We start from the raw sequence: 25,144 nt of genomic DNA, 5'->3' as shown, positions 1-25,144 counted from the left end.
CAAGCCAGACATAGACCCCGGCGCGAGATGCCGTATCTTCGAAACTGAGGCGGCCGTTCCAGAGCCGCCCACGAGTTCGGGGGAACGCGTCATGAAGTGGTTCAGCCAGGCGGCAGGCCTTTGGGCGACCGTGGGATTCGCCGTCGCCGCCGCGTTCGCCGGCCAGGCCTCCGCGCAGATGGCCAGCCAGATGCCGCATGACGGCCAGGCGGTCTATCGCCAGTTCTGCGCCGCCTGCCACGACAACCCCGTTGAGACCCGCTCGCCGTCGAAGGCCAACCTGGAAGCCATGAGCTACCAGACGCTGGAGTTCGCGCTGACCCAGGGCAAGATGCAGGCGCAGGGGGCCAGCCTGACGCCTGAGACCCGCGGCCAGCTGATCAACTATCTCACCGGCAAGACCAAGAAGCCGGCCCCGACCTGGACCACGGCCATGGCCTGCACGGGCGGCCGGCTGGCGGTCGACACCAAGGCCGCGCCCACCATCGCCACCTTCGGATTCGACGCCCGCAACACGCGCACCCTGAGCGCCAAGCAGACGGGCCTGACGCGGGCCCAGCTGAGCAAGCTGGACCTCGCCTGGGCGATCGGCTTCCCGGACGTGACGATGATGCGCGCCCAGCCCGCGGTGATCGGCAAGAACGTGTTCCTGCCGGTGGCCGAGGCCGGCGCCCTCTACGCCTTCGACGTCAGCGACCCGGCCAAGCCCTGCGTGAAGTGGGTCTACAACACGCCCTCCGGCGCGCCGCTGCGCACCAGTCCGGCGTACGGCGTCATCGCGGATGGTCGGGCGGTGCTGGCCTTCTCGGGCCTGGATTCGACGGTCCACGTCGTCGACGTGAAGTCGGGCAAGCCGCTCTGGACCAAGAACGTCGCGGTCTATTCCTACTCGATGACCACCGGCACGCCGCGCGTGCTGAAGGATCGCATCATCGTTCCGGTCAGCCAGTTCGAGATCACGGTCGGCGGCGACAACAAGGTGCAGTGCTGCACCAACCACGGCGTGGTCCTGTCGCTGGACCCGGCCACCGGCGCCCAGCAGTGGCGCTACGACACTATGCCTGACGCCACGCCGGTGAAGGCCGACCGCGGCGACGGCAAGCCGCTGCTGGGCCCGTCGGGCGCGCCGATCTGGAACTCGCCGGTCGTGGATGAAAAGCGCGGCCTGATCTACTTCGGCACGGGCGAGGCGAACTCGCCGCCGGCCCACCACAACACCGACGCCCTGATCGCCATCCGGCTGAAGGACGGGACCGAGGCCTGGAGCATGCAGGCCACCGCCAACGACATCTTCACCATCGGCTGCGGCCCGAACCCGCGGCCCGACCGGCTGAACTGCGTGAAGGAGACGGTCTTCCGCGACGTGGACTTCGGCGCCTCCGTCGTGCTGGCCAAGCTGAAGAACGGCCGCGAACTGGTGCTGGCCGGGCAGAAGTCGGGGACGCTGTGGGCCCTGGAGCCCGAGACCGGCAAGGTGGTCTGGCGGCGCGACATCGGCTCGGGCGGCCCGATGGGCGGCATCCACTGGGGCATCGCGTTCGAGAACGACCTCGTCTACGCCGGCATCACCAACGTGGGCCGGCCGATCCCGGGCCAGGCCGACTTCGACCCCAAGCTGCAGATCGGCATGTACGCGGTCGACGCCAACACCGGCGACTTCAAGTGGCACTACACGGCCAAGGCCGACTGCGCCGGCGACCGGGGCAAGAAACTGGCCCGCTGCGAGCGCAGCTACGGCTTCTCGGGCGCGCCGACGATCATCGACGGGACGGTGATGCAGGGCAGCCTGGACGGGCGCCTCTTCGCCCTGGACGGCAAGACCGGCGAGCAGCTCTGGACCTACGACACCCTGCGGCCGTTCGAGACCTTGAACGGCGTGCCGGCCAAGGGCGGCGCGTTCGACGCGGTGTCGATCGTGGGCGTCAACGGGCTGCTGCTGGCGGGCTCGGGCTACGGCATGTTCGGCCAGGCCGACGGCAACGTCCTGCTGGCGTTCCGTCCCAAGCGGTAGACTAGCGACAGGCCCGGAACGGCCCGCGGTCGAGGTGAAGGTGGTCCTTATGGGCCGCGTTGTAGTCGGGGCTGAGCCCCGCCGTGTACCAGGGGCAGGCCCCGTCGCGCACGCGGCGCAGGAAGCGTCCCTTCGGCCCCGGATCGTCAAAGTCGTGCAGCACGCTCACGCGCTTTCCCGAGGCCGTGCGGAAGGCCGCGATGTCGATGGCGTTGGCGTAGGCGTGCTGGCTGCGCCTCGTGCTGCCGGCCACGTTGCGGCAAGAGAACGTGCCGTAGTGCTCGACCCGGGCGACCCGCTCGCCCAGCTCAGCGCGCGCCGCGGGCTGCAACGCGTGGCGGGTCCAGAAGGCGTACGCCAGCGCCTGCCCGCAGCTCATCACAGGGCCGGCCGGAGTCAGGGCGGTCGCCGGGCTCTGCAGTCGCACGGCGCCGGTGGTAGAGCAGCCGCCCGCTTCGCGATCCGGCTCCCTGAGGAACGCGACACCGCCCTCCCTCAGCACCGCCTCGCATCGCGCCGGATCGGCCGCCGCCACGGCGAACTTGAACCCGGTCGACAGGCCCACCGGCTGGTCCAGGGTCAGAGGCGTCCACGGCAGATCCTCGGGCGGCGCCCAGCGCACGATAGCCAGCATCAGCAGCGCGCCCGCGAGCGCAAGCTCGACCACCACGCTCCAGGCGGCGGCCAGGGCCAGCAGTTCACGGTTCACGCGGATGGGACGAGGCACCCCTGAGGAATGGCGTGGCGGCGTCGTGGTTCAAGGGAGCGGCCATCGAAACCCGGCCGACGTTCGGGGGAGTTTCGGGGGCGCCTCAACAGTCGTCAGTGCGTCGCAGCGTCGCCGGAGTTGCGGTACGCACTTGCCGTTCACGCCCCGGACCAATAACTCCAAGGGGAACGAACTCCGACCTTGAAGGCGCGACCTATGCAGAAGTGGATTTCCTACCTCGACGAAGACGGCGACGACGAGGACAAGGGCCGCCTCCCCGACATGCCCATGAGCGCCGGGCCGGTCCAGAACGCGCTGTTCAAGAGCCGCACCGTGCTGATCTTCGGCGAAATCGACATGCGCCTGGCCGAGCGCGTCACCGCCCAACTCACCGCCCTGGCCAGCGAGAGCGACAAGCCGATCCGCGTGATCATCAACTCGCCCGGCGGACACGTCGAAAGCGGCGACACGATCCACGACATGATTCGCTTCTGCGGCGCGCAGGTGAAGGTGATCGGCACGGGCTGGGTGGCCAGCGCCGGCGCGCACATCTTCCTGGGCGCGCTGAAGGAAAACCGGGTCTGCCTGCCGAACACCCGCTTCCTGCTGCATCAGCCCGCCGGCGGCGTGCGCGGCCAGGCCTCGGACATCGAGATCGAGGCGGAAGAGATCATCAAGATGCAGGACCGGTTGAACCGCCTGATCGCCCGCGAAACCGGCCAGACCTTCGAGAAGGTCGTGAAGGACACCCAGCGGAACTTCTGGATGAGCGCCGAGGAAGCCGTGGCCTACGGCCTCGTCTCGAAGATCATCACGGACGCGAGCGAGGTCTAAGTCGCTACAGCTCCCTCCTCCCCCGCTGGGGGAGGGGGACCACGCGAAGCGTGGTGGAGGGTGCTTGCCGGCGGGCTCAGCGGATGGGGTGAACCCCTCCACCGCCCCCGGGTTGCGCTGCAACCCGACGCCTCTAGGATTACGATCCGCTAAGGGCGGATCGGGGCGGTCCCCCTCCCCCAACGGGGGAGGAGAACGGAATGCGAAGCCTTGATCCCTGGTGGAAGGGCGCGATCCTCTATCACGTCTACGTCCGCAGCTTCTTCGACTCGGACGGTGACGGCCACGGCGACCTGCCGGGCGTCATGGCCAAGCTGGACTACATCCAGAGCCTGGGCGTCGATGGCCTTTGGCTGTCGCCGATCCACCCCTCGCCGAACCGCGACTGGGGTTACGACATCGCCGACTTCGAGGGCGTGCAGCACGACTACGGCACGCCCGAGGACTTCCAGGCCCTGCTGGATGAGGCCCATGCGCGCGGCCTGAAGGTGGTGCTGGACGAGGTTCTTTCCCACACCTCGGACGTCCACCCCTGGTTCGTGGAAAGCCTGAGCGGTGGAAAGGATGGGCCCAAGGCCGATTGGTACGTCTGGGCCGATCCCCAACTGGACGGCACGGCGCCGAACAACTGGCTGAGCGTCTTCGGCGGCCCGGCCTGGGCCTACCAGCCGGCGCGACGGCAGCACTATCACCACAAGTTCCTGCGCCAGCAGCCCAAGCTGAACTGGCGCAGCCCCGGCGCCCGCGAGGCGGCCCTGTCGGTGCTGGATCACTGGCTGGAGAAGGGCGTCGACGGCTTCCGCCTGGATGTGGCCGGCACCTATCTGCACGACGCGGCGCTGACGCCCAACCCGCCGGTGCCGATGGACCAGCGCCGCGGCCTGCACTGGAGCCACGCGGGCAACCTGCAGTTCCACCTCAACGACTCCAACCTGGAGGAGAACGTCGAGATGCTCGACCTCATCCGACGGCGGGTGGACGCGTGGAGCGGCGTAAACCAGGGCGACCGCTTCGTGTTCGGCGAGTTTTCCGAAGAGGAAGCCCGCTGCGGCGCCTACTGCACGCCGACCGAGGGGCTGCACTCGGGCTACACCTTCGTGATGCTGCTGGCGCGCAAGCTCGAGCCCGGCTTCGTCACTCAGCATTACGACACGCTGGCGGCCTATCCGGGCCACTGGCCGACCATCAGCTTCTCGAACCACGATGTACCCCGCACCGTCAGCCGGTTCGGCGGCAAGGACGCCCCGCCCGAGCTGGCGCGGATGCTGTTCGCGCTGCTGGTGGCCCTGAAGGGCACGACGTTGATCTACCAGGGCGAGGAGCTGGGCCTGCCGCAGGCGTCGCTCACCCGCGACCAGCTGCGCGACCCGGTGGGCGACCTCTACTGGCCCTACGACGGCGGCCGTGACGGGTGCCGCACGCCGATGCCCTGGACCACCGGGCTGAACATGGGGTTCACCGACGGCGAGCCCTGGCTGCCGCTGGCCGCCGAGCACCGTGGGCTGTCGGTCGAGGAACAGGCCGACGACCCCGACTCCATGCTCACCTTCGCCCGCGAGATGATCGCCTTCCGCAAGGCCTCGCCCGCCATGACGGTGGGCGACATCGCCTTTGCCAAGGTGGACGCCCCCCTGGTGGCCTTCGTGCGCGAGTACGACGACGAGGCCGTGGTCTGCGTCTTCAACTTCAGCGACCAGCCGCAGGTGTTCGACCACCCGACCCTGTCGGTCGCCGATCTGCTGCCCCTGCGGTCCGGCGAGGCCGAGCTGCGCGGCGACTCGGTGGGCCTGTCGCCCTACGCCGCCTGTTTCCTTCGCCTGGCTCAGGGCTGAGTTCCCGGCGTTTGGAGCCACGGGCATTTCGTGGCGAAATGCGCTAGTGAACCGCCGGATGAGTGACTGCAACCTTGAGGCCGAGCATGCCTGACGGCGGGCCTCGCAGCCGTACGGAGGCCCGCTTCGGAACGGGCTTCCTGACCGACACCTGGTACGTGGCCGCGCTGTCGGCCGACCTGCGGCAGGGCAAGCTGATCCATGTGCAGATCCTGGGCGAACCCCTGGCGCTGGGCCGATCGCCCAGCGGCGCGCTGTTCGCCCTGCGCGACGTCTGCCCGCATCGGGCCGCGCCGCTGTCGGCAGGCCAGTTTCACCGCGACGCCTTCGGCGTGGAGACGGTCGCCTGCCCCTATCACGGCTGGCGGTTCAAGGCCGACGGCGCGTGCGCGGCGATCCCGTCCCTGACCGCGGACCAGGAGCTGGACGTGAGCCGCATCCGCGTGCGGCGCTACCCCATCGAGGAGAGCCAGGGCCTGGTGTTCGTCTGGATGGCCGCCTCCCCGACGGGCCAACCCGATCACCCGCCCCCGTACCTGCCCGGCGTGGTGGGCGGCGCGCCAAAGCTCGTCGACAGGATGGTGTTCGACGCCCACATCGACCAGGCGGTCGTGGGGCTGATGGACCCGGCCCATGGCCCCTATGTGCATCGGCAGTGGTGGTGGCGGACGGCCGGCAGCGAGCACGACAAGGAGAAGCGCTTCGTGCCCTCGGACGCCGGCTTCACGATGGTGCGCCACGCGCCCTCGAAGAACAGCCGCGCCTACGCCATCCTGGGCGGCAAGCCCGAGACCGAGATCACCTTCCGCCTCCCCGGCCTGCGCTGGGAGCACGTGTCGGTGGGCGCGCGCCAGGTGCTGTCGCTGACCTGCCTGACGCCCATCGACGAGGCGCGCACCCAGGTCATCCAGGTCGCCTGGTCCGACCACCCGGCCTTCACGCTGTTGAAGCCTATCATCGGAGCGATGGCGCGGACGTTCCTGCGCCAGGACGCCGACATGGTGAAGCTGCAGAACGAGGGCCTGAAACGCAGCCCCGCCCTGATCTGGATCGACGACGCCGACCGGCAGGCCAAGTGGTACCAGGCGCTGAAGCGGGAATGGGCGCAGAGCCGGCGCGAGGGCCGGCCCTTCCACAACCCTGTGCAGCCCGCGACCCTGCGCTGGCGCAGCTAGAGCGCGTTGGGCGAAAGTGGAGGCCGGTTTCGCCCCGAAACGCGCTCTAAATCAAAGAAGATCGAGCCTGTTCTTCCGGTTCAGATGGTTCCATCTGAACCGGACAGGCTCTAGGCTGCCGCGCGGCGCGCCGCCAGACCGATATCGTCCAGGTCGATCGCACCCAGGCCGCGGGCCGGCGTCCAGTCGAAGCGGGCGCCCAGCGCCGAGATGACCGTGGTCGCTTCCATCTTCTTCAGGTGAGCCTTGGCGATGGCGATCGCGTGGACCTTCACGTGAAGAACAGTGTCGAAGTCGGCCTCGGCCGATCCATGGGGTCGGCAGAGGCGGGCCACCACCTCGACCGTTTCGACCGGCGCCGCCTGCAGCACCTCCACCGCGACCCGCAGCACCGCCGAGCAGGCGTTGCTCAGCTGCAGTTGGGCGCGATCGGCATCGGTGAGCGGCGCCCAAACATAGCCGGCGGCCGCGGACCGGCACTCTTCATCCGGAAGCGCGTCCAGCTCGATGAGGTCCACCTGGGCCACCGCCGGGCGCCTTCGGTGCGCAGGCTGAAGGCCTCGACGACGTCCTTGAGCGCCTTCGGCAAGCCGCTGGCCTTGAGCACGCCCGCGATCGCGTCGGGGTTTAGGGCGCGAACCTCGTTGGCGAGCGCCAGCTTGCGGTTATGGGCGTCGGCCTCGGCCTTGGCGCGGGCATAGAGCTCGGCGTCCGCCTTCACGGCCTCGATCACCTTGTCCATCAGCTCGCGTCGACGATCGCGCTCGCGGCCCAACAGGTTGTCGGCAAGCGATGGGCGATAGTCCTGCAACTTGCGCCGCGCCACAGACGAGACGGCGTCGCGTGGCACACTGGGCACGACGGGGCCCATCGCCTCGATCTCGGCCCAGTCGATGCGCTTAAAGGTCACGTGGTGCGCCTCGGTCAGCCGGGCGAGCACGATCTGCCAGGCTTCAGCGTCGGCCTTGGTCGCCCGGCGACGCTCCCCCGTCCGCTTCCGACGCTCGCTGTCCCGAAGCGAGCGCGCCGTCACGCGATCGACGCGGCTCATGGGTGCGAGAATCGGGGCTGGAGGCCTTGGGGACATGGGGGGTGCTCCGTAGGGCTGTGTGCGCTCTTCTGTCGCTACTCAAAATGGGTATCGCTGTTTTCGTAACCGAAACCTTTACAGTGGGAATGGCCTGGGAATTCTGTGGGAAATCCGGCAACCCCGACGTGCAGCGACCTCAGGCTTCGCCCAGGAAGATCACTTTCGAGCCTTTTTCGACGGCCTGCGCCAACTGTTGGGCGTCCCAGTTCGTGAGCCGGACGCAGCCGTGGCTCGCCACCTTGCCGACCAGCCGAGGCTCGGGCGCGCCGTGGATGCCGTAGGTGTCCTTGGTCAGGTCGATCCAGACCGCGCCCACGGGGTTGTTGGGGCCCGCCTTGATGGTGAGCTTGCCCGCTTTCTTGTTTCCGAAGTTCAGGCGACTGGGGTCGTAGGTGTAGGTGGGTGACGGGGCGATCGTGCGCACGGCCCACTCGCCTTCGGGCGTCGGCAGGTCGGCCGACCCCACCGTTGCCGGATAGGCCGCCAGGAGTCTGTCGCCGGCGTCGTAGGCGCGGACCTGCTTGCGGGCCTTGTCGACCTCGATCCTGGCGACCTTGGCGGGCAACTCGGGCCGCGAGGGCGCGGCCACCACGATTTTCGTTCCGGCCACCGAGAAGTCGGCGCCCGGGTTCAGCGCCTGGAGAAGGGGCACGTCCATGTGGAAGCGCTCGGCCAGCGCCTCGAGCGGCCCCGTGAACCGCACGCCGTCCAGCTTGGCCAATTCGGCATAGTCCTTGGGGATCACCGGCGTGAACGGGCCGGCCACGTCCTGCGCGGTGATGACGTAGTCTGTCAGCACGGGACCGGCGTCGGCCGTCAGCTTCGCCCACACCTCCGCATCGAGCAGGCCGTCCTCGGGCAGGCCGTTCGCGCGTTCGTAGGCGGCGATGGCGTTCTTCACGTTCTCCCCGTCCTGGCCGTCGATGACGCCCGGCGAGAAATGAGCGCGGTCCAGCAGGACCTGGGCGCGCAGCAGCATGTCCCGCTTGGCCGCAAGCGAGGCGGGCGCCTCGGCCCAGGCGGCTTGATTGGCGGCCTGAGCCAGCGGAGAGACCGAGGGCTGTGGCGGCGCGACGGGCGCCGGGGCTTCGATCGGAGATGCGGCCACCGGCGCTTCGGCGGTCTCGCGGGGGCGGATGTCACAGGCGGCCAGCGGCAGGAGGGAAGCGCCGAAAAGCAGCGCGCGGGCGAACTTCATACTGGACCTCTGCGTTTGGCCGCGGTTGCTGGCGGCGATGTGGATGAAGCTCCGAGACATCATCCGGTTCCTGTGGGCGACCGCCGCGGCGGTCGTGCTGCTCCTGATCCTGTTTGTGCGGGTGACCGGCTGTGCGCCGCTGTCGCCTGACCGGCCGGGCGCGGTGGGCGCGGCTGAGCCCGGCCCGGCGGCCGGCCCGGCGATGCCGCTCAGCACCCTTTGCCGCGCCCCGGGCTGGACCGCGGCGGCCGAAGGCAACGCGGCGTCCGTGCGCAGCCTCGCCTGGGCCCCCTTCGGGCGGCAGGAGGCCGGGTGGGAGGTCTACGTCACGCTGATCCAGGGCGAGCTTGGGACCGACTGCCCGCCCAATTCCGAAGGCTTCGCCCGCGCGCTCGCCGACTGGCAGCGGCAGAACGGCCAGACCCCCGACGGCGTCATGGCCGAAGCCGTCTTCATGTCGATGAAGGGCGCCATGCAGACGCGCCGCGACTTCGTGCGCTTCACCTCAACCGGCATGTGCCCGGAAACACCGGACCTGGTCAGCGCGGCCCGAACAGACGAGGGCTATGGCGGCAAGCAGGTGTGGATGCGCCCGCGCGCGCTGGCCGCCTATCGCCAGATGGTCGCCGCCGCGCGCGCCGAAGTCCCCGAGATCGCCGCCGACCCGCGCAACCTGACCATCTTCTCCGGCTATCGCAGCCCGTCGGCCGACGCCGCGCGCTGTCAGGCCGAGGGCAACTGCGACGGGATCGTCCGCGCCCGCTGCTCGGCGCACCGCACCGGCCTGGCGGCCGACCTTTTCGTGGGCCAGGCGCCCGGCTTCGGTCCGGACTCCAGCGCTGACCCCAACCGGCTCTTCATGACCCAGACGCCGACCTATCGGTGGCTCGTGAAGAACGCGCGGCGCTTCGGCTTCGTGAACTACCCGTTCGAGCCGTGGCACTGGGAGTGGACGGGCGAGAGTCCGTAGACGCCGCGGCCATACCGGCTCTACGTTTCCGACCATGCCCACCGCGACCTTGAACGGCGTCTCCATCGCCTACGACGACATCGCCCCTCCCACCGCCCCCGCTGGGGGCGGAGTCCTAAGTGAAAGAGACTGGATCGCTTCTCGCGATCCAGAGGGCCCGGCCGAGCGGACGATCCTGCTGCTCCACGGCTTCGCGTCGAACCGCAACGAGGGCTGGCAGCGCACCGGCTGGTACCAGGCGCTGGGCCGCCGCGGGTTCCGGGTGATCGCGATGGACCAGCGCGGGCACGGCGAGAGCGTCCGCAGCCACGATCCGGCCGACTATGGCCGCGCCAATCTGGCCGCCGACGCGCTGGCGCTGCTGGACCACCTGGGCGTCAGGCAGCCCGAGGTGTTCGGCTACTCGATGGGCACGCGGACGGCCATGCAGATGGCGATCGACGCGCCCGAGCGGGTGAACAATCTCATCCTGGGCGGCGTGGGCGGCAAGCTGTTCGATCCGCCGCGCGCGACCGAGAATGGCGAGACCATCGTGACCGCCATGGAGGCCGACGACCCGACCAGCATCAAGACCGAGTTCCTGCGCAGTTTCCGCCAGTTCGCCGACGAACAGGGCGAGGACCGCCAGGCGCTGGCCGCGTTTTCGCAGGCGTTCAGCACGCCGCTGGACCGCGAAGCCCTGGGGCGGCTGGACATGCCGGTTCTGGTGGTGGCGGGCGTCGGCGACGACCTGGCCGGCGATCCCGTCGAGCTCGCCCGCCTGTTCCCCTATGGCAAGGGCAAGGTCCTGGGCGGGTGCGATCACTTCTCGGCCATCCCGCACGGCGCGCTCAAGGCCGCCGTCCTGGACTTCCTGGACGGCGTGCCCGACGAGGACGACTTCCCGCCGTTCGAGTAATCAGCGCCTGGCCATGCTGTAGTCGCCGCCCCGGGCCAGCGCCGCCTTGTAGGCCGGCCGCGCCTGGAAGCGATCGACCCAGGCCTTCATGTTCGGATAGCGGTCGAGTCGCCCGAAGGCGCCGGCGACCTCGCCGACGAAGCTCATCTGGACGTCGGCGCCCGTGAGTTCGCCCAGCAGCCAGTCCTTCCCGGCCAGCGAATCTTCGAGGTAGCCCAGGTGGTTGTCCATCTCGCTCTCGATGCGCGGATGCAGCGGCGCGCCCGCCTCGCCCAGCCGGCTGACGTACATGTTGAGCATCAGCGGCAGCATGGCCGAGCCTTCGCCGTAGTGGAGCCACTGGTTGTAGATCTCGTAGGCGTCGCTGCCGGGCGGCGGCGACAGCTTGCCGCCGCCATGGCGGCGGACGAGGTAGTCGACGATGGCGCCGGACTCGATGATGGTCCGGCCGTCCTCGGTCACCACCGGCGACTTGCCCAGGGGGTGGACCGCCTTCAGCTCCGCGGGGGCCAGCCGCGTGGTGGCGTCGCGCTGGTAGATCTTCAGCTCGTAGGGCGCGCCCAGCTCCTCCAGCAGCCAGAGGATGCGTTGCGAACGGCTGTCGTTGAGGTGATGGACTACCAGCATGAGAGCGTCTCCGGTTTCTTTGTGGGATACAGCAAACCGGCCTCACCTGACGCAACGCAATCCTGCCAAAAGGTCCGCATGAGCCTGATCCTGCCCAACCTCCCGGACCTGCTGGACCTCGCCGCGGCCGAAGCCGCGTCGCTGACCGCCTCGATAGCCAACACCGTGGGGGGTCGGGTGCGGGCCGACGGGCGGTTGGACCGCGTGGCGCTGGACGCCGAGCAGCACGCGGCCCACGGCCTGGCCTGGATGGCCGCCTACGCCGAGACCCTGCGCCAGACGGCGGCCTGGGCCCGGGCGCTGGACGACGAGGGGCGCCTGACCGAGGCCGAGGCGCTGCCCGCGCAGCTGCTGGCGCATGAGTACCTCAGCCAGATGGTCGGCGGCCTGCCGATGAACCAGGGCGAGTTCTTCCGCCCCGCCGACGTCTTCGCCCCCGCCGAGCGCCTGACCCACGTGCTGGGCCGGCTGCGTCCCGGCGCCTCGCAGGCGGCCAAGCACCGCATCGTCGAGCTGCTGGAGCAGGCCCGCGGCCGACCTTCGCTGGAGGCCAGCGGGCTGGACGAGACGCTGGAGGCGATCCGCGACCAGTTCCACGCTTTCACCGAAGAGAAGATCGTCCCGTACGCCCATGGCTGGCACCTGCGCGACGAGTTGATCCCGCTGTCCCTTCTGGAGGAGCTGGGCGACCTTGGAGTCTTCGGCCTGACCGCGCCCGAGGCCTGGGGCGGCTCGGGCCTGGGCAAGGTGGCGATGTGCGTCGTGTCCGAGGCGCTGTCACGCGGCTGGATCGGGACGGGCTCACTGGGCACCCGATCCGAGATCGCCGCCGAGCTGATCCTGGCCCACGGCACCCCGGCCCAGAAGGAGCGCTTCCTGCCGGGCATCACCTCCGGCCGCACGATCCCGACGGCGGTGTTCACCGAGCCCGAGGCCGGCTCCGATCTGGGCTCCCTGCGCACCCGCGCCGTCCGCGAGGGGGACACCTGGAAGATCTACGGCGCCAAGACCTGGATCACGCACGCGGGACGCGCCGACCTGATGACCCTGCTGGTCCGCACCAATCCCGACGTGAAGGACCACCGCGGCCTGTCGATGTTCCTCGCCGAGAAGCCGCGGGGCGTGGACGGCGGCCCGTTCCCCGCCGACGGCATGAGCGGCGGCGAGATCGGGGTGATCGGCTATCGCGGCATGAAGGAATACGAGATCGCCTTCGACGGCTTCTCCGTGCCGCACGCCAACCTGCTGGGCGGCCAGGAAGGCCAGGGGTTCGTGCAGCTGATGGCCACCTTCGAGAGCGCCCGCATCCAGACCGCCGCCCGCGCCATCGGCGTCGCGCAGAGCGCATTGGACCTGGCCCTGGACTACGCCCTGCAGCGTCGCCAGTTCGGCGCGCCGATCACGACCTTCCCGCGGGTGGCCAACAAGCTGGCGATGATGGCCGCCGAGCTGACGGGCGCGCGCCGCCTCGCCTGGTTCGCGGCGCGGGCCAAGGACGAGGGCCGCCGCTGCGACCTGGAAGCCGGAATGGCCAAGCTGACGGCCGCCCGCATCGCCTGGGCCGCCGCCGACAACGCCGTGCAGATCCACGGCGGGACCGGGTTTGCGATGGAGCAGCCCGTCAGTCGCGTGCTGGCGGACGCCCGCATCCTCAACATCTTCGAGGGCGCCGGCGAAATCCAGGCGCAGGTGATCGCGCGGCGACTGCTGGAAGGCGCCAACTAGCGCTCAGGTCCGGGGCGCGAAGCCTTCTGCGATAAGGCCGATCTGGCGGTCCATGACGGCGATCATGGCCTTGGCGTCGGCGCCGTTGGTGATGACCAGCCGGTAGGTCCAGGCATAGGCGCTCATCAGGAGATCGACGACCTCCTGCAGTTCGATATCGTGGCGGACGTCGCCGTCGGCCTGACCCTTGATCAACGCGTCGACGATCACGTCCTTCAGCCGCGTGTTGCGGCCATAGGGGCGAGCGCCCTCGGTGAGCGTCCAGTCATAGGCGGCGGCGATGTGCGACATGAACAGTCGCACATGCCTGGCCTCGAACTCGAAGTGGATCGCGAACATGGTCCGCAGGCGATCGGCCGTGGACCCGCGCAGATGGGGCATCACCCGGTCGATCTCGGCGTAGAGCGGATCGAGCCGGGCGGCCATCACCTCGGAGAGGATCTCGCCCTTGGAGGCGAAGGTGGTGAAGACGCTGCCGACGGACACTTCGGCGCGACGCGCGATCTCGCGGACCGTGGCGCCCTGGTACCCCTGCGTGTCGAACAACTCCCGCGCGGCCTCCAGGACGCGTTGGCGGGTCGCTTCCTTTTGCGACTGCCTCGGCGACAGAGGGTCTCGCGGGAGTGATCCGACGTCGGCGGTCATCGGACCGCGATCAGCCGCGGCGCGCGCCGGCCAGCAGGATGCGGACCTGATCACGGGCGCGGGTCTGAAGCGCGTCCAGGCTCCAGCCTTCGAAGATCGCCTGGGGGAAGTTCGAGAGGTAGGTGTCGAACAGCATCTGGGCGCGCAGCTTGACTTCCGCTTCCTGCGACAGCTCGCCGCGCTCGACCGCGGCGGTCAGCATTTCGATGAACACGTCCTGGAAGGCCAGCGACGACGAGAGGCCGCGCAGGCTGGGGCCGCCATCCTTGTCCCACGACACCGAGAACGCGGCGCGGGCCAGTTGCAGGCGCGACTTGTAGAAGGTGTAGCCGGCCATGAAGACCTTCAGGACGCCGTCCTCGATATTGCGGCCGCGAGTGGCAGCGTCGCGCATGGCGCCCAGCAGGGCTTCCATGTCGTCGGTCATGATCTCTCGGAAGAGATCGGATTTGTCCGTAAAGTTGGCGAACACCGCGCCGGTCGACATGCCCGCCGCGGCGGCGATGTCGCGGATGGTCGCGCCTTCGTAACCCTGCTCGCTGAAGAGGCGGCGGGCGGCGGCGAGGACCTTGAGGCGGGTTTGCTGCTTGGCGAGAGCGCGGCGGGTGGGCGCGCGCGCCGGAGCGTCGGCGGCGACCTGGATGGGGGAGATGTGCTTCATTCTTCTCAATTTTCACCGACCCGGGGGCGTCGGTGGTCTGGCTGGGGGGAGGATTAAACCGGGATCATCCGGCCTGAACATGTTCAACTAACTAGATACGCGAATTAGATTACTGACTTGTAATGCAACGCAGGCGAGCAGATTGACGCCACTCGCACCGACGGCAAAATCCCTTATTGCATAAGGGGTCTGGCGTCACGTCGAATTTCCGCGTTCGGCCTGGACCCACGCTCGATGAACATGTTCATGGGCATTAAAGTCAAGTTTAAATTAAACACGGTTCTTCGTGGTGGCATAGCCCCGGCGCGGGGCATAATGTTGGCGCATGGACCTGTTCGACTATCTCATCACCGCGGCGCTGGTCGCGGTCGCCCTCGTACTGGCGGTGGGCATCTACTCCTTGTTCCGGGGCGGCGACTTCGGCCGATCATGGTCGAACAAGCTGATGCGGCTGCGCGTCGTCACCCAGGCGGTCGCGGTCGCCGTGCTGATGGCCGCCGTCTGGTGGCGCAGCCAGACCTGACATAGCGACCAATGGTCACGCTCAATCGCATCTACACGCGCACCGGCGACGCCGGCACGACGCGGCTGGCCACCGGCCAGACGGTCAGCAAGACCGACCTGAGGGTCGAGGCCTACGGCTGCGTCGACGAGACGAACGCCTGCATCGGCCTCGCCCGCGTCCACCTGGCCCACGACCCCGAGCTCGACGCCATGCTGGGACGCATCCAGAACGAGCTGTTCGACCTGGGCGCCGACCTCGCCATGCCGGCCGAGGCGGACGAGGAGCCCGGATCGAAGCTGCGCATCCTCGATGGCCAGGTGGCGCGGCTGGAAGCCGAGATCGACAGCCTGAACGACCGTCTCCCGGGCCTGAAGTCGTTCATCCTGCCGGGCGGGACACCGGCGGCCGCGGCCCTGCACCTGGCCCGCACGGTGAGCCGTCGCGCCGAGCGCGAGGCGGTGCGGCTGACGGAAACGGGCGAGCCGGTGAGCGGCCCCGCCATGCGCTACCTCAACCGCCTGTCAGACCATCTCTTCGTCGCCGCCCGCTGGGCCAACGGCCGGGGCGAGGCCGAAGTGTTCTGGGAGAGCGGGGCGACGCGCTAGGTTCCCTCCCCGCCGGGGAGGGACGGGCCGCGGAGCGGCCAGGGTGGGGAAGTGTGAGCCGGCGTGCTGAGGTCGGGGAGGATTTTGACTCCCCTACCCGTCTAGCTTCGCTCGCCACCCTCCCCGATGGGGAGGGACGTTACTCCGCCTTCGGAGCTGGCTTGGGCGCCGCCTCGGGCCGCCCGATCGCCTTCTTGGCCTCGGCGAGCGCCTTCGCGTCGGTGATCACCCGGCCCGTCACATCCGACACGAGGATCGGCGTGGCGCAGACACGCTGGCTGCCGTCCCACCACTTCTTGGCCTTCTCGCAGTTCTTCTGCGGGATGATCCAGCCGACCTGCCAGACGCCCACGCCGACGATGGCGACGGCGAAGATCGCGATGAAGATCAGCTTCAGGCGCTCGATATTCGGGTTCATGCGAGCCTTTTACGTAACGGGAGCCGTCCTTGGCTAGGCCTGTGCGCTGCGGCAATTTCAGGCCGCCCGTGCTTGCAATGCGCGGCGGAAAGGGTAATGCCCTCCCGCATTCTTTCCGCAGCAATTTGAGGCGCTAGCTACCCATGAAGGTGTTGGTCCCGGTCAAGCGGGTGATCGACTACAACGTCAAGGCCCGCGTTAAGGCCGATCAGACGGGTGTCGACCTCGCAAACGTCAAGATGTCGATGAACCCCTTCTGCGAGATCGCGGTCGAGGAAGCCGTGCGCCTGAAGGAAAAGGGCGCCGCGACCGAGATCGTCGCCGTGAGCGTCGGCCCGACGCAGGCGCAGGAAACCCTGCGCACCGCGCTGGCCATGGGCGCCGACCGCGCCATCCTCGTCCAGACCGACCAGGACCTCGAGCCGCTGGCCGTGGCCAAGGTGCTCAAGGCGATCATCGCCGAGGAGAACCCCGAGCTGGTGATGATGGGCAAGCAGGCTATCGACGGCGACAACAACGCCGTCGGCCAGATGCTGTCGGCCCTGCTCGACTGGCCGCAGGCGACCTTCGCCTCGGCGATCACGGTCGACGGCGGCAAGGCCACCGTGACGCGGGAAGTCGACGGCGGCCTTCAGACGATCGATGTCAGCCTGCCGGCGGTGGTCACCGCCGACCTGCGCCTGAACGAGCCGCGCTATGCGTCGCTGCCCAACATCATGAAGGCCAAGAAGAAGCCGCTGGACGTTAAGGAGCTGGGCTCGCTCGGCGTCGACACCGCCCCGCGCCTCAAGGTCGTGAAGGTTTCCGAGCCGCCGAAGCGCAGCGCGGGCATCAAGGTCGAGACCGCCGCCGACATCGTTTCCAACCTCAAGACCGCGGGGGTCCTCTAATGGCCGTTCTCGTCATCGCGGATCACGACAACGCGACCCTCAAGGACAACACGCACAAGGTGGTGACCGCCGCCCAGGCGATCGGTGGCGACATCGACATCCTGGTGGCCGGCACGAACACCGCGTCGATCGCGGCCGAAGCGGCCAAGATCGCCGGCGTGCGCAAGGTGCTGACCGCGGAAAGCGCCGAGCTGGGCCAGGGTCTGGCCGAGTCGGTGGCCGACCTGATCGTAGGTCTGGCGGGCGGCTACGACGCCATCCTGACCCCCGCCACCTCGCAGGGTAAGAACTTCAGCCCCCGCGTCGCGGCGAAGCTGGACGTGGCGCAGATCTCGGACGTGTCCGAAGTCGTCAGCGCCGACACCTTCACCCACCCGATCTACGCCGGCAACGCGATGGAGACCGTCCAGTCCTCCGACGCCAAGAAGGTGCTGACGGTGCGCCCGACGTCGTTCAAGGCCGCCGCTGAAGGCGGTTCGGCTGCGATCGAATCCGTGGCGGCTCCCGGCGCCCCGGCCAAGACCAAGTTCGTCGATCAGAAGCTGGTCAAGTCGGCTCGTCCCGACCTGGGCGCCGCCAAGATCGTGGTCTCGGGCGGTCGCGCCATGGGCTCGGCCGAGGAGTTCCAGAAGGTGATCGAGCCGCTCGCCGACAAGCTGGGCGCCGCCGTCGGCGCTTCGCGCGCCGCCGTCGACGCCGGCTATGCGCCGAACGACTACCAGGTCGGTCAGACCGGCAAGGTCGTGGCTCCCGAGCTCTACATCGCCGTGGGCATCTCGGGCGCCATCCAGCACCTGGCCGGCATGAAGGACTCCAAGGTCATCGTCGCCATCAACAAGGACGGCGATGCGCCGATCTTCCAGGTCGCCGACTATGGCCTCGTGGGAGACTACAAGACCGCGGTCCCCGAGCTGATGAGCGAGCTCGCCAAGATCGGCAAGTAAGCCGCGTCACGCGCGACAACGATCAGAGGGGCGGACCGCAGGGTCCGCCCCTTTTTCGTTACGCCTGGCCTTTCGGCAGGATGATCTGTTGGCCCGAGGCCTTGGCGATCAGCTCGCCGTCCGGGCGGCGGAAATCGACTTCGGCGGTGATCAGCCGCTTGGTGGCCGACAGCACGCGCGCCTCGATCAACAGGGGATGGCCGCGCCCCACCTTCACGAACCGCACCTGAAGGTCGGTGGTGCGATACCAGGCGTCGTCGGCGACCACCGTCATGGCCGCGAACGCCAGAACCTGGTCCGCCAGGGCGGCGATGTAGCCGCCGAACATGGAGCCGTCAGCGTGCTTCAGGTCTTCCGCGTCAGGGGTCCATGTCTTGCGGACCCAGCCGGGGCCCCAGTCGTCCAGAAGCCCCAGGCCGAGGCGCCGCACCACGGGTGGCGGGACGAATCCCGGCGCTTGAATCTCGTCCAGTCGTTCGGTGGCCCAGGTCAAAGGCGGTTCCTCCCATGTGGAGGAGCAGAATCCGAGCTAAGCTCAGGTTTTGGTACTCGCCTTTCCCGGAGCGCCCTGTCCGATGCCAAGAGTCCCGCGTCGTCAGCCGCGTCAGGCCCGCGCGCTCGCCACCCGCGCGGCGATCTTCGAGGCCACAGCTCAGATTCTGGAAAGCGAGGGCGAGGCCGGCTTCAACACCAACCGTGTCGCTGAGCGCGCCGGCGTCAGCATCGGCACGCTCTACCAGTACTTCAGTTCCAAGCAGGCGATCCTGGCGGCCATGGCGCGCGAGGAGAACGCCCGCAAGCGCGATGTCCTCGCCGCCGAGATCGCCGAGGGGCGCGAGGATCCGGTCCGGCTGGCCGTCCGCGGGCAGATCCAGGCGATGGACGGACGACCCGCCACGAGGCGGGCCGCACTGAAAGCGATCATGGCGGAAGAGGGCGTGGACGGGATCGTCCGCGAGGGCCGCGCCGCCAGTCGCCTGTTACCCCGTCTGGACCCCTTCGACGCGTTCGTCCTGGACCGCGCCGTCAATGGCGTGATCCGCGCCGCGGTGCTCGAGGGATCGCCGGTGCTCAACGATCCGCGCCTGGAGGACGCCCTGGTCCGCCTGATCGAGGCCTATCAGGCGTCCGCGAAAAAAGGAGGCGGCTCCTTGGCAGGAGCCGCCCCAGTCGCGGAATGACGGTCCTCGTGGAACCGCCGCCTGACCGCCCTGCACGGACGATCAGGGGTTCTGGGCCGCCAGCATCGGTTCCTTGGCGACGGCGACCGTGATGTCGGCGCCCAGCAGCGCGTTCGGCGGGGCCGACACCTTCAGGCGCCTGAGGGCTGCGACGGCCTTCTGGTCGGTCTCGAGCGAGCCGCTCGACTTCACGACCCGCAGGCTGGAGAGCCGGCCGTCCGAGTTCACGCGGGCCTTCACGTCCAGGCCCGGGCCGACATCGACGCCGGCCTGGGCCACCTGCCTGGCGGCCGCGGCGCCGGCCCGGTCGAGGTAGTCGCGGACCTCGCGCGGGGCCGCGTGCGCCGTCGCGCCGATTGCAACGAGGGCTGCGGCGGAGAGCAGGAGAACACGAGATTTCATGGGTCTAATCCTCTGAAACTACACACCTTCAGCAGCGCCGCTGCATCGGATATGGGAACCTTGGGCCGCTCCCGCGAACGATAGATTTTGCAAGTGGTTGTTACGATCGCTAACAACCTGCCCATGGCCCGTCTGCCGCCCTTCTTCGCGCTCCGCGCCCTCGAGGCGGCGGCGCGGCACCGCAGCTACAGCCGCGCGGCCCAGGAACTGGCGGTCACCCACGGCGCGGTGAGCCAGCAGATCCGCAGGCTGGAGGCCGAACTGGGCGCACGCCTGTTCGAGCGGCGCGGCAACGGGATGATCCCCACGCCCGACGCCCAGAAGCTGGCGGCCGAGGTGGCCCGCGGCATCGGGGTGCTGTCGAACGCGGTCGACGATTTCCACGCCGCCGCCTTCCGCGCGCCCCTGGTGGTCAGCCTGGAGAGCCAGTTCGCCAACCGCTGGCTGCCTCCGCGGCTGCAGCGGATGCTGGCCCATCCGGCCGGCGCCAACCTGGAGATCCGCGTCGAGGAACGCCGCGCCGACTTCGTCACCGACGGCGTCGACATGGCCGTGCGCTATGGCGGCGGCGGCTGGCCGGACGTGGAGTGCGTCCACCTCGTCTCGGAGAGCCTGATCCCGGTCTGCAGCCCCGAGTTCCTGGCCCGCCATGATCTGAAGACGCCGCAGGACCTGCTGAGCGTGCCCCTGCTGCACCACGGCCACCGGCCCTGGAACCTGTGGTTCAACACGTTCGGCCTCGAGGCGCCGCGCCAGCAGGGCATGCTGTTCGAGGACAGCGCCATGCTGCTGGAAGCCGCAGCACAGGGCATCGGAGCCGCCCTGGCCCGCAGCGGACTCATCGAACAAGACCTCAAGACCGGCCGATTGGTGCGACCGTTCGAGGCGGGCGTCGCCTCGGAACTGGGCTTCTGGGTGGTCTGGCGCGCCGATAGCCGCAAGGTGCGCCGCATCGAGGCCCTGCGCGATTGGCTGATGGCCGAGGCGACCACTCCAGGACGAACCGAATCGCCCTGATATTTTGCGTTGCAGCAAAGCCTCTTGCCGCAATGCGCCATAGACATGTTAGAAAGCTGCCACACGTTTGAGCGGCGATCGCTCCTAGGCATTGGGATTTGGCCTGAATGGTTGACATCAAGTCGGTCGGCGTCATCGGCGCCGGCCAGATGGGGTCGGGTATCGCGCATGTCGTCGCCCTGGGCGGCTACGACGTCCTGCTGCACGACGTGAGCGCTGAGCGGATCGACCAGGGCATCGCCCAGATCGAGAAGAACATGGCCCGTCAGGTCTCCCGCGGCCTGATCGAGCATACGGCGATGGAAGGCGCGATGGGCCGCATCAAGGCCGCGCCCGAGCTGCAGACCATCGGCGGCGTCGACCTCGCGATCGAGGCGGCCACCGAGAACGAAGACACCAAGAAGACCATCTTCAAGGCGCTGCAGCCGCACCTGAAGGCCACGACCCTGCTGGCGTCGAACACCTCGTCGATTTCGATCACCCGCCTGGCCTCGGCCACCGACCGGCCCGACAAGTTCATCGGCCTGCACTTCATGAACCCGGCGCCGGTCATGAAGCTGGTCGAGATCATCCGCGGGATCGCCACGGGCCCCGAGACCTACGACATCGCCGTCAACTTCGCCCAGTCGCTGGGCAAGACGACGTCCAACGCCGAAGACTTCCCCGCGTTCATCGTCAACCGCGTGCTGGTGCCGATGATCAACGAGGCGATCTACACGCTGTACGAAGGCGTCGGCACGGTCGACGCCATCGACACCGCGCTGCGCCTGGGCGCCAACCACCCGATGGGCCCGCTCGAGCTGGGCGACTTCATCGGTCTGGACACCGTCCTGTCGATCATGAACGTGCTCTACGAGGGCCTGGCGGACTCCAAGTACCGGCCCTGTCCGCTGCTCGTGAAGTACGTCGAGGCCGGCTGGCTGGGCCGCAAGTCGGGCCGCGGCTTCTACGACTACCGCGGCGACAAGCCCGTCCCGACGCGCTAGGCGCGCTCCCTCTGCGGCGGGGAGGGAAAAATAACTCGTCTACCCGTCGGCCCGCCCTATCCTCGCGCGTCCTAAGACGACCGAGGAGGCCCGGCGCCATGCTCTACGCCCTGCTCTGCTACAACGACGAAGCCACCGTGTGGTCCTGGGACAAGGCGCAGGAAGGCCAGGTGATGGAGCGCCTGGACGCCGTCCGCGCGCGGTTGGAAAAACAGGGCAAGATGGGGCCGTCGCTCCGCCTGCTTCCCACCACCGCCGCCACCACACTGCGCAAGAGCGACCCGCCGCTGGTCCTGGACGGTCCGTTCGCCGAGACGAAAGAGCAGCTGCTGGGCCTCTACATCATCGACGTGGCCGACCTGGACGAGGCGCTCGCGGTCGCGAAGGACCTGGGCGAGGTCAATCCGGGCGGCGCGTATGAGATCCGTCCGCTCGCCGTCTACAACGCCGGCGCGGATCTGCGCGTGAGCGCATGAGCGACCTGGCCTGGATCAACGCGGCGATCACCGCCGCGCGGCCCCAGGCCGTGGGGGCGCTGCTCCGCTATTTCCGCGACCTCGAGACCGCCGAGGAGGCGTTCCAGGACGCCTGCCTGCGGGCGCTGAAGGCCTGGATGCAGAACGGGCCGCCGCGCGACCCGACCGCCTGGCTGATCATGGTAGGCCGCAACGCGGCGCTGGACGGCGTGCGCAAGCGCTCGCGCCACACCGAGCTTCCGCCCGAGGACCTGCTGTCGGACCTCGAAGACCAGGAGGCGCGCGCCGTCGAACAGGTCGACGCCAGCGACTATCGCGACGACGTCCTGCGCCTGTTGTTCATCTGCTGCCATCCCGACCTGCCGGCCACCCAGCAGATCGCGCTGGCGCTACGCATCGTCTCGGGCCTGACCGTCAAGCAGATCGCCCGCGCCTTCCTGGTCAGCGAGGCGGCGATGGAGCAGCGGATCACCCGGGCCAAGCGCATCGTGGCCGAGGGTGACGCCGCCTTCGAGACCCCCGGCGCCGTCGAGCGCGCGGAGCGGCTCGCGGCCGTGGCGGCCATGATCTACCTGGTCTTCAACGAGGGCTATTCGGCCGGCGACAACCCGGCCCGCGCCCAGCTGTGCGGCGAGGCGATCCGGCTGGGCCGCCTGCTGTTGCGTCTCTTTCAAACCGAACCCGAGATCATGGGGCTGCTGGCGCTGATGCTGGTCCAGCACGCCCGCACCCCGGCGCGCTTCGACGCCGAGGGCCAGATCGTGCTCCTGGAGGACCAGGACCGCAGCCTCTGGGACGCTCGGATGATCGCCGAGGGCCTGGCCCTGATCGACAAGGCCATGCGCCACCGCCGGCCGGGCGCCTATCAGGTCCAAGCCGCGATCGCGGCGCTCCACGCCCGCGCCGCCACTCCAGCCGACACCGACTGGGCCCAGATCGACGCGCTCTACGCCAACCTCGAACGCCTGACGCCGTCGCCGGTGATCACACTGAACCGGGCCGTGGCCGTCTCGAAGGTGGCAGGCCCCGAGGCGGCGCTGACCATGATCGAACCGCTGGCCGGGCGGCTTTCCGGCTACTTCCATTTCCACGGGCTGAAGGGCGCGCTGAACCTGGAACTGGGCCGCCACGCGGAGGCCCGGGACGCCTTCGACCGCGCCATCGCGTTGGCCAACAGCGCCGCGGAGGCGACCCACATCCGCCAGCACCTGGACCGCCTGATGGCCGACCACGACCCGGCGCTACGCGAGGCGAGCGCGGCCAAGAAATAGTCTGCCGCCATGTCGGGGGCGCGCGGGCCCGGCCGTCCTTGGGACAGAACCCAAGTGAGGACGTCCAGATGTCTGAAACCCTCGAAGCGCCACAGACCGTCGTGAAGGGAACGCTTGTGCCCTACCTCGCGGTCGACGGCGCCGTGACCGCCGGCAAGTTCTACGAGAAGGCCTTCGGCGCAGTTGTCGAATCCGTCCACCCGCCCGACGAACAGGGTCGGACCATGCACGTGCACGTCTATGTGAACGGCGTGTCGATCATGCTGAGCGACTTCTTCCCGGAGCAGGGCCACTCCAAGGTCGCGCCTGCGGGATTCTCCCTGATGCTGATGGTGGGCGAGGACATCCACGCCCGGTTCCAGCGCGCCGTCGACGCCGGATGCACGGTGCTGATGCCCGTCGACAAGCAGTTCTGGGGCGACACCTATGGTCAGCTCAAGGACCCCTACGGGATCACCTGGGCCATGAACTACCCCGGCTGAGTCTAGCCGGGCCGGCCCGCGGCCGCCTCCTCCCCTCCGGCTGCGGGCCACTTCCTGCCGAGACGACGACCATGACCACCATCACCCAGCGATCCCTAGGTGAGGGAGTGACCATCGTCGAAAGGCGCCGTCGCCGCTCAACCAGGCCTGCCGGAGCGCAGTGGATCGTTCTGGCCGCCTTTGCCTGGCCTGTGGCTCAGCGACGCACGAGTCCGCGCGCTGATCCCGATTCGGCGTTAACCATTCCCGAACCGGCACATGGTTAATGAATTCGACTAGCCCGGGGACCACCTCGATACTCCGGGTGATTCGGAAGCAGGACCATGCGGCGGCTCACTCTCGCGCTTCTCTGTGCGACCTACCTCTGCCTCTCGCTGATCGTGGCGCTCACCCTGTGGCGCAGCGGCTTCGGCTGGGGGGTGGCGATCTCGGCGATGATGGGCGGCCTGGGGCTCTGCCTCGCGTCGCACGGCATGATCATGCGCTTCCTCGAGATGCGCGAGCTGCGCGGTGAGGTCGAGGCCGTCCGCGACGCCCACCGGATCCTGCTGGACCAGGTGGTCGCCATCGACGGCCGCGTCACCGACGTCGCCCGGGTGGTCGAATCCGACGTCTCGCGCGCCGCGGCCCTGACCGACGAAGTCCACCTGCTGGAAGAGCTGGTCGAGAAGATGAGCCAGCGGATGGACGAGCCCCGCGCCCCTTACCTCGCCGCCCAGGGCGGCCAGGACGTCCGTCGCCCTCAGAACCTGGTAGGCGTGGTCAAGGAGGCCCTGATGGAGGGCCGCGTCGACCTCTATCTCCAGCCGGTGATGGCGCTGCCCCAGCGCAAGACCGTCTTCTACGAGAGCTACACGCGCCTGCGCGACCCGTCGGGACGGGTCATCATGCCCGCCGAGTACCTGTCGGTCGCCGAGCCGGGCGGTCTGGTCACCGCGATCGACAACCTGATGCTGTTCCGCTGCGTGCAGATCATCCGCCGGCTGGCCCGTCAGGACCGACGCGTCGGCATCTTCTGCAATATCTCGATGTCCAGCCTGGGCGACGAGGAGTTCTTCCCCCAGTTCCTCGACCTGCTGCGCGCGAACCGCGACCTGTCGCCGGCGCTGGTGTTCGAGATCGGCCAGGCCGGCTTCGACACCCGCACCTCGGTCCAGGCCCGCAACATGGGCAAGCTGGCCGACCTGGGCTTCCGCTTCAGCCTCGACAAGGTGAAGAACCTCGATCTCGACCTGCAGGACCTGCAGCGCTCGGACGTGAAGTTCGTGAAGGTGGGGGCCCAGACGCTGCTCGACGAACTGACCACCGTGGAGAACCGTCTGGTCCTGCGCTCGATGCCCGACCTCGCCGCCGAGGACTTCGCCCTGCTGGCCCGCCGCTACGGCGTCGACCTGGTGGCCGAGAAGGTGGAGAACGAGCGGCAGGTGGTCGACATCCTCGACCTCGACATCCAGCTGGGCCAGGGCCACCTGTTCGGCGAGCCCCGCGCCATCAAGAGCGACGTCCTGGCCGAAGCGGGCCAGCCGGGCGCCCCCGTCGAACGCCTCCGCGTTCGCGCCGCTTAGGGCAGCCCTGGGGTTCGAACTTCTTTT

Annotated in this window: 28 protein-coding genes; 18 read left to right on the top strand and 10 right to left on the bottom strand. The window is 68.8% G+C overall.

Going from position 1 to position 25,144, the window contains the following annotated elements; all coding sequences use genetic code 11:
• Positions 1-91 precede the first annotated feature (91 nt).
• On the top strand, positions 92-2,011 hold the full coding sequence (locus tag ACQ66R_RS15255) for a PQQ-binding-like beta-propeller repeat protein (protein ID WP_430423379.1): 1,920 nt from the start codon (positions 92-94) through the stop codon (positions 2,009-2,011).
• 1 nt (position 2,012) lies between these two features.
• Here the strand turns inward: ACQ66R_RS15255 and ACQ66R_RS15250 are convergent, their stop codons facing one another.
• Complete coding sequence (locus ACQ66R_RS15250; protein ID WP_430423377.1) at positions 2,013-2,720, bottom strand: extensin family protein; 708 nt, start codon at positions 2,718-2,720, stop codon at positions 2,013-2,015.
• 216 nt (positions 2,721-2,936) lie between these two features.
• Between ACQ66R_RS15250 and ACQ66R_RS15245 the strand changes: the two genes are divergently transcribed.
• The 3 genes from ACQ66R_RS15245 (at position 2,937) to ACQ66R_RS15235 (ending at position 6,561) form a co-directional block, all read left to right on the top strand.
• The gene (locus ACQ66R_RS15245; RefSeq protein WP_430423375.1) at positions 2,937-3,554 is read left to right on the top strand and encodes an ATP-dependent Clp protease proteolytic subunit; all 618 of its coding nucleotides are present in this window, start codon (positions 2,937-2,939) and stop codon (positions 3,552-3,554) included.
• Between the two features lie 200 nt (positions 3,555-3,754).
• Positions 3,755-5,386 carry an alpha-glucosidase family protein gene (locus tag ACQ66R_RS15240; protein ID WP_430423373.1) on the top strand — a complete coding sequence of 544 codons (1,632 nt, stop codon included), beginning with the start codon at positions 3,755-3,757 and terminating at the stop codon, positions 5,384-5,386.
• 86 nt (positions 5,387-5,472) lie between these two features.
• The gene (locus ACQ66R_RS15235; RefSeq protein ID WP_430423371.1) at positions 5,473-6,561 is read left to right on the top strand and encodes a Rieske 2Fe-2S domain-containing protein; all 1,089 of its coding nucleotides are present in this window, start codon (positions 5,473-5,475) and stop codon (positions 6,559-6,561) included.
• A 110-nt stretch (positions 6,562-6,671) separates the two neighbouring features.
• Here ACQ66R_RS15235 and ACQ66R_RS15230 read toward each other — a convergent pair whose 3' ends face one another.
• The 3 genes from ACQ66R_RS15230 to ACQ66R_RS15220 form a co-directional block, all read right to left on the bottom strand.
• The gene (locus tag ACQ66R_RS15230; protein ID WP_430423370.1) at positions 6,672-6,953 is read right to left on the bottom strand and encodes a hypothetical protein; all 282 of its coding nucleotides are present in this window, start codon (positions 6,951-6,953) and stop codon (positions 6,672-6,674) included.
• A 17-nt stretch (positions 6,954-6,970) separates the two neighbouring features.
• Positions 6,971-7,594, bottom strand: coding sequence for a hypothetical protein (locus tag ACQ66R_RS15225; RefSeq protein WP_430423368.1), 624 nt, complete (start codon positions 7,592-7,594; stop codon positions 6,971-6,973).
• A 193-nt stretch (positions 7,595-7,787) separates the two neighbouring features.
• Positions 7,788-8,849 (bottom strand): L,D-transpeptidase family protein, encoded by a 1,062-nt coding sequence (locus ACQ66R_RS15220; protein ID WP_430423367.1) that lies wholly within the window; start codon positions 8,847-8,849, stop codon positions 7,788-7,790.
• 43 nt (positions 8,850-8,892) lie between these two features.
• Between ACQ66R_RS15220 and ACQ66R_RS15215 the strand changes: the two genes are divergently transcribed.
• Both ACQ66R_RS15215 and ACQ66R_RS15210 read left to right on the top strand, forming a co-directional pair.
• Complete coding sequence (locus ACQ66R_RS15215; protein WP_430423365.1) at positions 8,893-9,819, top strand: D-alanyl-D-alanine carboxypeptidase family protein; 927 nt, start codon at positions 8,893-8,895, stop codon at positions 9,817-9,819.
• A 34-nt stretch (positions 9,820-9,853) separates the two neighbouring features.
• Positions 9,854-10,717, top strand: a complete 864-nt coding sequence (locus ACQ66R_RS15210; protein ID WP_430423363.1) for an alpha/beta fold hydrolase — start codon at positions 9,854-9,856, stop codon at positions 10,715-10,717.
• Here the strand turns inward: ACQ66R_RS15210 and ACQ66R_RS15205 are convergent, their stop codons facing one another.
• Complete coding sequence (locus ACQ66R_RS15205; protein WP_430423361.1) at positions 10,718-11,344, bottom strand: glutathione S-transferase family protein; 627 nt, start codon at positions 11,342-11,344, stop codon at positions 10,718-10,720.
• Between the two features lie 78 nt (positions 11,345-11,422).
• On the opposite strand from ACQ66R_RS15205, the gene ACQ66R_RS15200 reads away from it, so the two are divergent.
• Positions 11,423-13,069, top strand: a complete 1,647-nt coding sequence (locus tag ACQ66R_RS15200) for an acyl-CoA dehydrogenase family protein (protein ID WP_430423360.1) — start codon at positions 11,423-11,425, stop codon at positions 13,067-13,069.
• Between the two features lie 3 nt (positions 13,070-13,072).
• Here the strand turns inward: ACQ66R_RS15200 and ACQ66R_RS15195 are convergent, their stop codons facing one another.
• Both ACQ66R_RS15195 and ACQ66R_RS15190 read right to left on the bottom strand, forming a co-directional pair.
• Positions 13,073-13,678 carry a TetR/AcrR family transcriptional regulator gene (locus ACQ66R_RS15195; RefSeq protein ID WP_430426313.1) on the bottom strand — a complete coding sequence of 202 codons (606 nt, stop codon included), beginning with the start codon at positions 13,676-13,678 and terminating at the stop codon, positions 13,073-13,075.
• Positions 13,679-13,724: 46 nt separating this feature from the next.
• Complete coding sequence (locus tag ACQ66R_RS15190) at positions 13,725-14,375, bottom strand: TetR/AcrR family transcriptional regulator (protein WP_430423358.1); 651 nt, start codon at positions 14,373-14,375, stop codon at positions 13,725-13,727.
• A 325-nt stretch (positions 14,376-14,700) separates the two neighbouring features.
• On the opposite strand from ACQ66R_RS15190, the gene ACQ66R_RS15185 reads away from it, so the two are divergent.
• Both ACQ66R_RS15185 and ACQ66R_RS15180 read left to right on the top strand, forming a co-directional pair.
• A complete protein-coding gene (locus ACQ66R_RS15185) occupies positions 14,701-14,898 on the top strand; it encodes a twin transmembrane helix small protein (protein WP_293364873.1) in 198 nt (65 codons plus the stop codon).
• A gap of 11 nt (positions 14,899-14,909) precedes the next feature.
• Positions 14,910-15,485, top strand: a complete 576-nt coding sequence (locus ACQ66R_RS15180; RefSeq protein WP_430423355.1) for a cob(I)yrinic acid a,c-diamide adenosyltransferase — start codon at positions 14,910-14,912, stop codon at positions 15,483-15,485.
• Between the two features lie 139 nt (positions 15,486-15,624).
• Here the strand turns inward: ACQ66R_RS15180 and ACQ66R_RS15175 are convergent, their stop codons facing one another.
• Entirely contained in the window at positions 15,625-15,903 is a 279-nt protein-coding gene (locus tag ACQ66R_RS15175) for a hypothetical protein (RefSeq protein WP_430423353.1), read from the bottom strand.
• Positions 15,904-16,046: 143 nt separating this feature from the next.
• On the opposite strand from ACQ66R_RS15175, the gene ACQ66R_RS15170 reads away from it, so the two are divergent.
• Positions 16,047-16,793, top strand: a complete 747-nt coding sequence (locus ACQ66R_RS15170; protein WP_430423352.1) for an electron transfer flavoprotein subunit beta/FixA family protein — start codon at positions 16,047-16,049, stop codon at positions 16,791-16,793.
• Complete coding sequence (locus ACQ66R_RS15165) at positions 16,793-17,737, top strand: electron transfer flavoprotein subunit alpha/FixB family protein (protein ID WP_430423350.1); 945 nt, start codon at positions 16,793-16,795, stop codon at positions 17,735-17,737. Before ACQ66R_RS15170 ends, ACQ66R_RS15165 begins: the two co-directional genes overlap by 1 nt.
• Positions 17,738-17,795: 58 nt before the next feature.
• Here ACQ66R_RS15165 and ACQ66R_RS15160 read toward each other — a convergent pair whose 3' ends face one another.
• A complete protein-coding gene (locus ACQ66R_RS15160; RefSeq protein WP_430423348.1) occupies positions 17,796-18,230 on the bottom strand; it encodes a PaaI family thioesterase in 435 nt (144 codons plus the stop codon).
• Positions 18,231-18,312: 82 nt separating this feature from the next.
• Between ACQ66R_RS15160 and ACQ66R_RS15155 the strand changes: the two genes are divergently transcribed.
• On the top strand, positions 18,313-18,918 hold the full coding sequence (locus tag ACQ66R_RS15155) for a TetR/AcrR family transcriptional regulator (protein WP_430423346.1): 606 nt from the start codon (positions 18,313-18,315) through the stop codon (positions 18,916-18,918).
• A gap of 42 nt (positions 18,919-18,960) precedes the next feature.
• Here the strand turns inward: ACQ66R_RS15155 and ACQ66R_RS15150 are convergent, their stop codons facing one another.
• Positions 18,961-19,320 (bottom strand): energy transducer TonB family protein, encoded by a 360-nt coding sequence (locus ACQ66R_RS15150; protein ID WP_430423345.1) that lies wholly within the window; start codon positions 19,318-19,320, stop codon positions 18,961-18,963.
• A 123-nt stretch (positions 19,321-19,443) separates the two neighbouring features.
• Here ACQ66R_RS15150 and gcvA point away from each other — a divergent pair, with 123 nt between their 5' ends.
• From gcvA to ACQ66R_RS15120, 6 genes are all read left to right on the top strand, one after another.
• Complete coding sequence (gene gcvA, locus ACQ66R_RS15145) at positions 19,444-20,337, top strand: transcriptional regulator GcvA (RefSeq protein ID WP_430423343.1); 894 nt, start codon at positions 19,444-19,446, stop codon at positions 20,335-20,337.
• A gap of 107 nt (positions 20,338-20,444) precedes the next feature.
• Positions 20,445-21,323 (top strand): 3-hydroxybutyryl-CoA dehydrogenase, encoded by an 879-nt coding sequence (locus ACQ66R_RS15140; RefSeq protein WP_430423341.1) that lies wholly within the window; start codon positions 20,445-20,447, stop codon positions 21,321-21,323.
• 98 nt (positions 21,324-21,421) lie between these two features.
• Positions 21,422-21,799 (top strand): YciI family protein, encoded by a 378-nt coding sequence (locus tag ACQ66R_RS15135; RefSeq protein ID WP_430423340.1) that lies wholly within the window; start codon positions 21,422-21,424, stop codon positions 21,797-21,799.
• Complete coding sequence (locus ACQ66R_RS15130; RefSeq protein ID WP_430423338.1) at positions 21,796-23,070, top strand: RNA polymerase sigma factor; 1,275 nt, start codon at positions 21,796-21,798, stop codon at positions 23,068-23,070. Before ACQ66R_RS15135 ends, ACQ66R_RS15130 begins: the two co-directional genes overlap by 4 nt.
• A gap of 68 nt (positions 23,071-23,138) precedes the next feature.
• Positions 23,139-23,552, top strand: a complete 414-nt coding sequence (locus tag ACQ66R_RS15125) for a VOC family protein (protein ID WP_430423337.1) — start codon at positions 23,139-23,141, stop codon at positions 23,550-23,552.
• A gap of 323 nt (positions 23,553-23,875) precedes the next feature.
• Positions 23,876-25,117, top strand: coding sequence for an EAL domain-containing protein (locus ACQ66R_RS15120; RefSeq protein ID WP_430423336.1), 1,242 nt, complete (start codon positions 23,876-23,878; stop codon positions 25,115-25,117).
• The last annotated feature ends 27 nt before the right edge of the window (positions 25,118-25,144 follow it).

The organism is Phenylobacterium sp., from assembly GCF_965284355.1.
In the GTDB taxonomy this organism is placed as follows: Bacteria; Pseudomonadota; Alphaproteobacteria; order Caulobacterales; family Caulobacteraceae; genus Phenylobacterium.
The sequence above is the reverse complement of the archived record's forward strand: the minus strand, read 5'-3'. Positions and strand labels throughout refer to the sequence as shown.